This window comes from Occallatibacter sp. (assembly GCF_049510455.1).
Taxonomy (GTDB): Bacteria; Acidobacteriota; Terriglobia; order Terriglobales; family Acidobacteriaceae; genus Telmatobacter.
The window spans coordinates 22,903-32,071 of sequence record NZ_JBEKYX010000044.1 but is presented as its reverse complement, the minus strand read 5'-3'; the positions used below and the strand labels follow the sequence as shown (position 1 = coordinate 32,071).

11 protein-coding genes are annotated in these 9,169 nt (G+C 57.5%); 6 read left to right on the top strand and 5 right to left on the bottom strand.

The window, feature by feature from the left end; translation table 11 throughout:
• Positions 1–457 precede the first annotated feature (457 nt).
• From ABSG47_RS09865 to ABSG47_RS09845, 5 genes are all read right to left on the bottom strand, one after another.
• Positions 458–1,111, bottom strand: coding sequence for a hypothetical protein (locus ABSG47_RS09865; protein ID WP_424169346.1), 654 nt, complete (start codon positions 1,109–1,111; stop codon positions 458–460).
• A complete protein-coding gene (ruvC, locus tag ABSG47_RS09860) occupies positions 1,108–1,611 on the bottom strand; it encodes a crossover junction endodeoxyribonuclease RuvC (RefSeq protein WP_424169348.1) in 504 nt (167 codons plus the stop codon). Before ruvC ends, ABSG47_RS09865 begins: the two co-directional genes overlap by 4 nt.
• Positions 1,612–1,654: 43 nt before the next feature.
• Positions 1,655–1,999, bottom strand: a complete 345-nt coding sequence (locus tag ABSG47_RS09855; RefSeq protein WP_424169345.1) for an ArsR/SmtB family transcription factor — start codon at positions 1,997–1,999, stop codon at positions 1,655–1,657.
• 2 nt (positions 2,000–2,001) lie between these two features.
• Positions 2,002–2,484 (bottom strand): SRPBCC domain-containing protein, encoded by a 483-nt coding sequence (locus tag ABSG47_RS09850; RefSeq protein WP_424169343.1) that lies wholly within the window; start codon positions 2,482–2,484, stop codon positions 2,002–2,004.
• A 213-nt stretch (positions 2,485–2,697) separates the two neighbouring features.
• Positions 2,698–3,762, bottom strand: a complete 1,065-nt coding sequence (locus ABSG47_RS09845) for a G1 family glutamic endopeptidase (protein ID WP_424169341.1) — start codon at positions 3,760–3,762, stop codon at positions 2,698–2,700.
• Between the two features lie 648 nt (positions 3,763–4,410).
• Here ABSG47_RS09845 and rplM point away from each other — a divergent pair.
• The 6 genes from rplM to ABSG47_RS09815 all read left to right on the top strand — a co-directional run bounded on the left by rplM (position 4,411) and on the right by ABSG47_RS09815 (position 9,138).
• Positions 4,411–4,842 carry a 50S ribosomal protein L13 gene (rplM, locus tag ABSG47_RS09840; protein ID WP_424169339.1) on the top strand — a complete coding sequence of 144 codons (432 nt, stop codon included), beginning with the start codon at positions 4,411–4,413 and terminating at the stop codon, positions 4,840–4,842.
• Positions 4,843–4,898: 56 nt separating this feature from the next.
• On the top strand, positions 4,899–5,294 hold the full coding sequence (gene rpsI / locus ABSG47_RS09835; protein ID WP_424169337.1) for a 30S ribosomal protein S9: 396 nt from the start codon (positions 4,899–4,901) through the stop codon (positions 5,292–5,294).
• 164 nt (positions 5,295–5,458) lie between these two features.
• A complete protein-coding gene (gene rpsB, locus ABSG47_RS09830; protein ID WP_424169335.1) occupies positions 5,459–6,322 on the top strand; it encodes a 30S ribosomal protein S2 in 864 nt (287 codons plus the stop codon).
• 133 nt (positions 6,323–6,455) lie between these two features.
• Complete coding sequence (locus ABSG47_RS09825; RefSeq protein ID WP_424169334.1) at positions 6,456–7,112, top strand: translation elongation factor Ts; 657 nt, start codon at positions 6,456–6,458, stop codon at positions 7,110–7,112.
• Between the two features lie 89 nt (positions 7,113–7,201).
• Positions 7,202–7,906: a UMP kinase gene (pyrH, locus tag ABSG47_RS09820; RefSeq protein WP_424169332.1), complete on the top strand. Its 705-nt coding sequence runs from the start codon at positions 7,202–7,204 to the stop codon at positions 7,904–7,906.
• 86 nt (positions 7,907–7,992) lie between these two features.
• Entirely contained in the window at positions 7,993–9,138 is a 1,146-nt protein-coding gene (locus ABSG47_RS09815) for an acyltransferase family protein (protein WP_424169330.1), read from the top strand.
• Positions 9,139–9,169: the final 31 nt, after the last annotated feature.

The following is a 9,169-nucleotide window of genomic DNA, read 5'->3' as shown; positions in this document are numbered from 1 at the left end:
TTCGCGGCTGCCTTGAAAGAGCTACGGCCCGAATCCTTTTTGGGTTCGGGCCGTGGCTTTTTCTCCTGCTGATTCTGAGTAAAGCATAAATGGGGTTAATTGCATGCAAAGTTTCTGAAGGAAGTGGGGTTACGAAAGGGTGGTGGACTTTGGTAACTAAGGACGAGGGACGAAGGACGAAGGGCGAAGGAAAAGAGCAGTTCTCTTCTTGGGCACCCGAACTGGTAATGGCTCAGTTTGAAAAAATCCCGCAGGGGCTAAAGCCCAAAGACTTTATCAGCCGGATTTTCGGCACGACTCAAGTCGTGCCCTGTTACAAAACAATTCAAACTGGGGCGGATTTTCGGCACGACCAGAGCAGTTCTCTTCTTGCTGTAGAGCGACCCCACCCTGGCCGCTAAAACGAATACGCGGCGAGGGTGGGGCACCCGAGCTTTATATCTTCGGGAGAGATGCTTTATTGGGCCGCTTTCGCCAGCAGTTCGCGCGCTTTCCGTCGAACCCTGTCCATTAGCGCCTCATCTTCCGCAATGCGCTCCAGCTCTTCACGGATCACGCCGACCTCGGTTGCGCGACCATCCGCCGTCATCTCGGTTAAGTTCTGCATTTCCTGGTCCAGGCCTAATCGGTCGTGCTGGCGTAGCCTGTCCAACCGCGCGCCTTCGATGACCGTTGTCGCCACGGCTTCCAGCGAGTCCGCCAGTTCCTGCATGGTCTTTTCCTTAGCGTAATTAAAGCTGCATGCGCCGTTGCCATCCGGCCCTGCATAGCTCAACCGCTTCGTTCCCTGGAAAGCCACTTTTGCATGGCTCTCGCAATCTATCTGGAAATAGCGCTCAGCCGCTGCTGTATCGAAAACATGCGCCGCAAATGCCGCGCTGACATGCACATCCGTATTCACATCTGGCGGCTCCATCCATCCCGTCGAACTTTGTGGGGCGTTCCCGCGCTCGGAATGAAAGTGCCCGCTCCCATCCGGATGCAGTTCCAGCGTCCACGTCGCAGGAATCAGCCCCGGATTGGAATACTCAATCCGCACCGCGCGTTCGGCTTGTCCCCACGCAACAGCAGCGCCTGCCAGCGCCACAGTCAACCACGCCAGCTTCTTCATCGTGTCATCCCCGCAAGCGTCTGTGCTGTGTGAATGTGGCAGATCGCAATGGCTAACGCATCGGCGGCATCCGCCGGTTCAGGCAGCTCCTTCAGTTCCAGCAGTCTAGCCACCATGAATTGAACCTGCTCTTTCTTAGCCAACCCGTAGCCCACCACACTGGACTTGATCTTCAGCGGCGCATATTCGGCAACCGGAACTCCGGCGCAGGCTGCCGCCAGCAGCGCCACACCCCGCACCTGCCCCAGCTTCAGCGCGCTCTTGGCATTCACGGAGTAGAAGACCTCTTCTACAGCCACTACATCTGGCCGGCATCGCTCAATCTCGTTCGTCAATTCGCGGTAAACCTGGGCCAGCCGCTCCGGTAACGGCTTGTTCTTCGCCAGCCGTATCCCGCCCATACCCTGGCAGACCAGCCGCGCCATGCGTCCGCTCTCGTCGGTCTCCACCACGCCAAACCCGGTAATCTCTGTACCGCAGTCAATGCCAAAGACCCGCATGGGGCCAAGTGTATCGCAATGCATTACCTTCGCACTTCACACGTCAACCGTCCGTCGAGGGAGCGTTATTCCCTAACATCTCACTCAGGCTGTCCAGACGCAGCTCCCACAATGCGCGGTGATTCCGGATCCACTTTTCGAGTGCATCAAAACCCCGCCGGTCAATCCGGCATGTCCTCACGCGCCCCACTTTTTCCGTAGCCGCCAGTCCAGTCTCCTGCAAAATTTCCAGGTGCTGAACCGCCGCCGCCAGCGAGATCCCAGCCGCGCGTGCCAGTTCGCTCACCGTCATAGGACGCAGCGCCAACTGCCCCAACAGCAAACGCCGCGTCCTGTCGCTCAGCGCAAAGAACAATCGATCGGTATCGATCGCCGGACGATCCGCCATCCTTACGCCTCACCCGCCGCGATCACCGCCTTCAGCCGGTCAAGCAGTACATTCCATCCGCCCTCCCGCATCGCCGGTCCGTCGGAGCCCGGCAGAAAAGCTCCCTGATGCGTGAAGATCAGCTCCGTTCCCTCGCTTGTTGGCAAAAGCTCGAAGGTCGCCTGCGTCACTGAAATCCGGTGTCCGCCAATCTTCATCGTGGAAGCGATAACGACCCGCTCATTCGGCACAATCTCCTGAAACCGCCCCTCGTTTTCAAGCGGTACTCCAGGAAAAGGCGTCTGCGGCCCCATGTTGTAAACGATCCGCTGCAAGCCGCCTTCGCGGAAGTCCTGCGCGAACTCCTCCACTTCATTCGACCTGTCCGCCGCGTACCAGCGCCTGGCCTTCTCCGGATCTGAAAATGCCTCGAACACCACCTTAGCCGGCTGCTCGAAGTTCCTCTCCAGCACAAATGTGCTGTGTACTACTTTGGGTTCCGCCATGATCTCCTCCTGCTCCTTGCAGTCTTTGACTGCAATACTTAAGTAGATGCTTAACTATTTACCCGATCGACCAAATAGTCAAGTAGTTGTTTAAGTTTTCTGTGGAAATTGCCGGAGTCATGCGAGATGGAAGCTCAGAGGAGAATAACCATAGAAAAATGGCGACGGCTGGTTGGCCGTCGCCATTGGTATCGTGCGTGTGTTGGGAGTGTTCTATTCCCAATGCGCAACGAAGGCTTCGGGACCGATGTACTCGGGATAGGAGAGGACCGTGGTGCCCGGTTCCATGTCGATCGGGGCGCCAGTGCCGATGTCATAGAAGGCGTTGCTCTCTGTGTAGCCGTAGGAATCCCAGAAGGGAACCTCGGTGTAATCCACAATCGTTGCCAGAGTGCCGCCAACGGTAGGCGCTTCGACAACCCACTCAGCCGAGTTGCCTTTCAGTGTGGTGCCGGCGGGAGCAGTAAAGCCAATTTCGACATACTGATCCGTGCTCACATTCACAACGTAGGCATAGCCCTGAGTCGCCGAGGAGTGCCACACTTCCACGAAGATATCGTCGCCGGGAACTACGGGCAGGCTGGAAATGCGTACTTCGCCATACGGATACCACTCATACCACGCGGAGTAGTAGGTTGACTTGGTTGTGCCGGAGCAGTAGGCATCGAACTCGAAGCCAGCCTGCAGCACGTCGCTTGAATTGAAGCCGTCAATCCCATTCCACGCTGAGCCGTAAGCCCAGCCGCCTGTGCAGCCGCTCTGTTTTGCAATCGGAACAACCATATCGTTCACGGTGAAGTAGAACGAAGTGCTTCCGTAGCTGGTTGCGCCGCTGAGGTCAACATAGCCGCTCCAGTTCGACGAGTAATAGGTATTGCTCGGCTGCAGTGACAGCGCCGCATTGCTCTGGGTGGCTGAGGGATTGGTATTTTCCTTGAGCTGAGCCGGTCCATGGAAGAGGCTGGTCTGCTCCAGGACGGGCGTAAGGCGGGTCTGGGAGTGGTTCATAGCCTTTGCCCATGTGGCGTAGGCCTTGGGCTGGGCGCTCTGGTCGGGGCGCGGTGCGAAGCCATAATAGGAAAGCTCCGAGTCCGATGCCAGGAGGGGGTTAAACCCGGCGGGTGGCGCTTCAATCGTGGTGGCGCCGGGCAGGTTAAGGGCGTGCTCGTTTGCTTGCAGAGGGCGTTTGGGCGCGGCTGCCTGGCTTGCGCTTTGTGCTATTGCCAAAGGCGCAGCAAGGACTAATAGCGTCGCCAGTGTGGACGACAGACTTTTCATAACTTTTGCTTCCTTTCGGGGAGGTCTTTCGGAGGGAAGCGCTTTGAGCGGGATGGCGAAGCGTTTCTACGCGGATAGTGAAAGCGAACGACGCACCGTTTCAGCACCCCTGCAAAGCACGACAGTTGTAATGCCGCCGCGATCTTTCCGCTAACTTGCTAACTTGCTGCCGCGCGAAGTGCGACTGGCCCGCAATACCAGTCAACTCCGCTCGGTCTACGTGACAATAGAACCTCGATTCAGACCCGAAAGATTTAATTCAGCTCACATCGTAATACCCGGTTTATCCCGGCAGGGCGTTAGCGGAGAGCTGCCACCGAAGCCGCGAATTTCTTGACTCCAGATTCAAAATCCCGTATTCTGGAGTCCTTGTGCGGTGTTGCGCCCGGTCTGCCCAAAGCAGCGGTTTTTTCCGGGCCGCCTTCTGCCAAATCCGTTTTCCTGACATGGTTTAGGGAAGCGGATGGAACAGAGTCAGGAGCCCTCTTGAGGGCGAACTCCGCAGTATCACTCCAACAGCGATGTTTGGCAGTGGGTGGAATTAACTCCCATGCGCTTTGCATGGAGTGGCGCGCTTTGCGCTGTGTTTTTTAATCTTTTGGTGGCCGGCAAGAGTTTCGGCCAGAAGTTTTTGAGGGAAGAAGAGAAATGTCGACCTTTGTTCCAAGCGGCAAAAATATTGACCGCAAGTGGTATGTGATCGATGCCGACGGGCAGACGCTCGGACGGCTGGCCACCAAGGCCGCCAGCGTGCTGAGCGGCAAGCTCAACCCGCAGTACGTGCCCTACATCGATATGGGCGATCACGTCATCGTGATCAATGCCGCTAAGGTGCGCCTCACCGGCCTCAAGACCGAGACCAAGGTCTATCGCCGTTACACCGGCTTCCCCGGCGGTCTGCGCTCAGAGTCCTTCACGCGCCTGCTCGCCCGCAAGCCTGAAAAGATCCTTGAAGAAGCCATCAAGGGCATGTTGCCCAAGTCCAAGCTCGGTCGCGCCATGGGCTCCAAGCTCAAGGTCTACCGTGGCGATACGCACCCCCACCAGTCGCAGACTCCGGTCGCGATGCCGGTGGCATAACGACGAAGTGGAAAGCCGTCCTGCGGAAGGTCGGCAGAGAGAGATAAGAGAGAAGAATGGCAGATCTGGTTCAGTATTACGGTACAGGCCGCCGCAAGTCGGCGATCGCCCGCGTTTTTCTGCGTCCCGGAACAGGCGAGTGGAAAGTTAACGGCAAGGCGTTCGATGTGTACTTCGTCACCGAGCAGCAGCGCGTCGCCGCCAAGCGCACGCTCGTTGTTGCCGATCTTGCTTCGAGCTTCGACGTCCTCGTGACCGTGAAATCGGGAGGCGTCGCCGCCCAGGCCGATGCCGTCAAGATGGGTTGCGCCCGCGCGCTGATCGAGTTCAATGCCGAGCTCCGCAAGACCCTCAAGGCTGAAGGTCTGCTCACCCGCGACGCTCGCGTCAAGGAACGCAAGAAGTACGGCCAGAAGGGCGCCCGTAAGCGGTTCCAGTTCAGCAAGCGCTAAACGCTTGCAAGAGATCAGTTGTCAGAGATCAGAGATCAGTTTGGCTAGTATTTTCTGATCTCTGAACACTGATATCTGATCACTGTATCTTCAATCCCCCGCAATAGCGGGTTCAATCCGGGTAACAGAAATGTAGGTCCGGATGCAATTCACAGAGGAGATCAATGGCCACGATCACAATGAAGGAGCTGCTCGAAGCAGGTGTTCACTTCGGGCATCAGACCAAGCGCTGGAACCCCAAGATGAAGGAATACATCTTCGGTGAGCGCAATGGGATCTACATCATCGACCTGCAGAAGACGCTGAAGCTCTTCAAGGACGCATCCAGGTTCGTCACGGACCTTTGTGCCGGCGGCAAGACGATTCTCTTCGTCGGCACCAAGCGCCAGGCCCAGGATGCGGTTGCGGAAGAAGCGACGCGTGCAAGCATGCCGTATATCAACCAGCGCTGGTTGGGCGGACTGCTCACCAACTGGGTGACCGTGCAGAAATCGGTGAAGCGCCTTCAGGAACTCGATGATATGGCCACGGACGGCCGTTATGACCTCCTCACCAAGAAGGAAGTCATTCGCCTCGAACGCGAGCGCAAGCACCTTCAGGCGAATCTCGCCGGCATCAAGAATATGAAGCGCCTGCCGGACGCACTGTTTATCGTTGACTCCAACAACGAGGCCATCGCCGTCAAGGAAGCCCGCAAGCTGGGCATCCCCGTGGTCGCAGTTGTCGATACCAACTGCGATCCCACCGTGGTCGACTACGTGATTCCCGGCAACGATGACGCCCTGCGCGCCATCCGCCTCTTCACATCGAAGATCGCCGACTCCGCCGCCGAGGGCGTCAACCTCGTAGGCGACAAGGCCTTCGCCGAGGAGATCGCGGACGTTACGCCAGTCGAAGAGGCTTCCGTCGAGACCGCATCCACTGAGGACTTCAACCTTGAAGCGGCCCTGGGCGGCGGCATCCGCAAGGCTCCGGCGGCCGTTGCGGCCCTGCTGGAAGAAGCAGAGGCAGCCGAAGGCGGTCTTTAATCTTTCTTGCGCATGAAAGTGCGCATACTGGAAAGCGTGGCCGCCAGCATCAAGTGCCACGCTTTTTCTTTCTCCGCGCCACATGCGCGGCCTACACACACAAGATCTGAATTAGACACAAGAGGGAAGCGAGATGACGACGGTGAGTGAAAAGATCGACGCAAAATTGGTAAAGGAACTTCGCGATAGGTCCGGCGCGCCCATGGGTGATTGCCTCAAGGCTCTGCAGGAATCCAAGGGCGATATTGAGGAAGGGTTCGTCGTGCTCCGCAAGCGCGGCATGGCTTCGGCGCAGAAGAAGGCCGCCCGCTCCACCAATGAGGGCGCCATCGGCACCTACATCCACGCCGGCGGCAAGATCGGCGTGCTTCTCGAAATCAACTGCGAGAGCGATTTTGTCGCCCGCACCGAAGATTTCCAGGACCTGATGAGAGACATCTCCATGCACATCGCGGCCACCGATCCCCGTTACATCAAGCCGGAAGACGTGACCATCGAAGACCTCGAGCGCGAGAAGGAAATCTATCGCGCCCAGGCTGCCGCCACTGGCAAGCCTGCTCCGGTCGTCGAGAAAATCGTTGACGGCAAGATGGCGAAGTTCTATGAAGAAGTCTGCCTCCTCGAGCAGCCCTTCATCAAGGAGCAGTCCGTCAGCATCAAGGAGTTGATCGCGCAGAAGGTCGGCAAACTCGGTGAAAACATCACCGTCCGCCGCTTCGCCCGCTTCAAGGTTGGCGCTCCTGACTGGACCGTCTCTCAGACCAAGGCTGTCGAAACCGCCGCGGAATAACTGCGAACCACATTTCATCAAAGCCCGGAGCATCTGCTCCGGGCCTTTTTTCTTGCCCTTGCAGCGGTATGCGATACTCAACAAAGCATATGTATAAGCGGATCGTCCTCAAGCTGTCGGGAGAAGCCCTCGCCGGCGAGCGCGGCTTCGGTCTTAACGCCGAAAAAGTCGCTGAAACTACTGCCGAAATTGCCGAACTTCATGCACTCGGGGTCGAAGTCGCTATTGTTGTCGGCGGCGGCAATATCTTTCGCGGCGTAGCCGAACATGCCAAAGGCATGGATCGCGTCAGCGCCGATAACATGGGCATGCTGGCCACCATTATCAACGCCATCGCTCTGCAGGACGCCCTTGAGCAGCACGACGTTCAGTGCCGCGTTATGACCGCCGTCTTCATGAACCAGATCGCCGAGCCCTACATTCGCCGCCGCGCCGTCCGCCACTTGGAAAAGGGCAGGGTAGTCGTATTCGCCGCTGGCATCGGCAATCCCTTTTTCTCCACGGATACAGCCGCCAGCCTGCGCGCCATGGAGATCAAGGCCGACGTTTTGCTCAAAGGCACCAAAGTCGATGGCGTCTACTCCGCCGACCCCAAGCTCGATGCCACCGCCGTCAAGTACGACCAGATTACGTACATGGAAATCCTTGGCAAGGGCCTCAAGGTCATGGACCTCACCGCGGTCAGCCTCTGCAAAGACAACAACCTTCCCATGGTCATCTTCAACATGAATCAGCCGGGCAACATCAAGCGCGTCGTTATGGGTGAAAAAATCGGCTCGCTCGTCACCGCATAACAGCGCAGATCATTCGAATAACTCTCTTTTCCTCATTGCTTGTTTGTATCGTGGCGTCTATCGGAGCCGTCTAATTGCTAGTGGAGATGCGTAAGCCAGACCGGCTGAATGCGTTGACCGGCCTGCGCGCCTTCGCGGCCGTCAACATCGTTCTCTTTCATTTCTCGAATCCCGATTGGTTTGGAATTTTCGCACCTATCGTCAACGCCGGTTACGCCTCCGTCAGCTTCTTTATCCTGCTCTCCGGTTACGTCCTGGCCTACAACTACGCATCGCGCGCCCGTGAAGGCAAGCTCGACAACGTCCGCTTCTGGAAGGCCCGTTTCACGCGGATCTATCCCATTTACCTGCTCAGCCTCATCCTTGCCTGGCGCAATCTGCCCGCGGAGTATGGTCAGCACACACACCCCATGTTCTGGCTCGCAATGATCCTTGCGCCGTTGCTTCTGCAGGGCTGGGTTCCGGAAATCGCTACCTTCCTCAACACGCCCGCCTGGACCATGTCCGCCGAGTGGTTCTTCTATCTCGCCTTTCCGTGGCTCGCCAAATGGAAGCGTCCCAACCGCGCTCTGCCCATCGTGGGCCGTCTGCTTCTTATCTGGCTTCTCGGCCTCATCCCCGGCATTCTTTACATCCTCTTCAATCCCGATCACCTCGCGCATGTTGACCGCTATAGTGAAGGGCCATGGCTGCAAGCACTCAAAGACACGCCCATTCCTCACCTGGCGAGCTTCGCCTTCGGCGTCATCATCGCCGGCCTCGATGAACTCATTTCCCGCGAAGCCCGCAAGCGATTCTTCCTGGGCCTTTTCGGATTCGCCGCCATCTTCTTCCTGCTCTGGCTTGGTCCGGGCATTCCATACGCCATCATTCACGACGGCCTGCTCATGCCCTTCTTTGGCTGCATCATCCTCGGCCTTTCCGGGCAGAACGTTCTTTCCCGTATCCTTGGTTGGCGGCCCTTTGTCTTCGTCGGTGAATCGAGCTACTGCCTCTACCTGCTCCACTTCAACTTCTGGAACCTGATTCATGACACCCATATTCTTGATCGCCTCGGAATTGCGTGGATGGACCCCTGGATCAGCTACGTTACCCTCATCGCACTAGCGCTCGCCGCGCTGCATTTCATTGAAAAGCCCGCGCAGAAGATTCTCCGTCGCTGGATGGGGGCAAGCGAACCTCGTGAGAAGTCCGCTGAGCAAAGCGTTGAGCTTCGCATTCCACCACCCTGATCCTGTATACAAATCTCATTACATATTCGGA

Excerpts from the sequence above, each read along its gene's own strand:
- ruvC (WP_424169348.1), bottom strand. The coding sequence starts at position 1,611 with ATGCGGGTCTTTGGCATTGACTGCGGTACAGAGATTACCGGGTTTGGC.
- ABSG47_RS09850 (WP_424169343.1), bottom strand. The coding sequence starts at position 2,484 with ATGGCGGAACCCAAAGTAGTACACAGCACATTTGTGCTGGAGAGGAAC.
- ABSG47_RS09815 (WP_424169330.1), top strand. The coding sequence starts at position 7,993 with ATGCGTAAGCCAGACCGGCTGAATGCGTTGACCGGCCTGCGCGCCTTC.
- ABSG47_RS09865 (WP_424169346.1), bottom strand. The coding sequence starts at position 1,111 with ATGAAGAAGCTGGCGTGGTTGACTGTGGCGCTGGCAGGCGCTGCTGTT.
- rpsB (WP_424169335.1), top strand. The coding sequence starts at position 5,459 with ATGGCCACGATCACAATGAAGGAGCTGCTCGAAGCAGGTGTTCACTTC.
- rplM (WP_424169339.1), top strand. The coding sequence starts at position 4,411 with ATGTCGACCTTTGTTCCAAGCGGCAAAAATATTGACCGCAAGTGGTAT.
- ABSG47_RS09825 (WP_424169334.1), top strand. The coding sequence starts at position 6,456 with ATGACGACGGTGAGTGAAAAGATCGACGCAAAATTGGTAAAGGAACTT.
- rpsI (WP_424169337.1), top strand. The coding sequence starts at position 4,899 with ATGGCAGATCTGGTTCAGTATTACGGTACAGGCCGCCGCAAGTCGGCG.
- ABSG47_RS09845 (WP_424169341.1), bottom strand. The coding sequence starts at position 3,762 with ATGAAAAGTCTGTCGTCCACACTGGCGACGCTATTAGTCCTTGCTGCG.
- pyrH (WP_424169332.1), top strand. The coding sequence starts at position 7,202 with ATGTATAAGCGGATCGTCCTCAAGCTGTCGGGAGAAGCCCTCGCCGGC.
- ABSG47_RS09855 (WP_424169345.1), bottom strand. The coding sequence starts at position 1,999 with ATGGCGGATCGTCCGGCGATCGATACCGATCGATTGTTCTTTGCGCTG.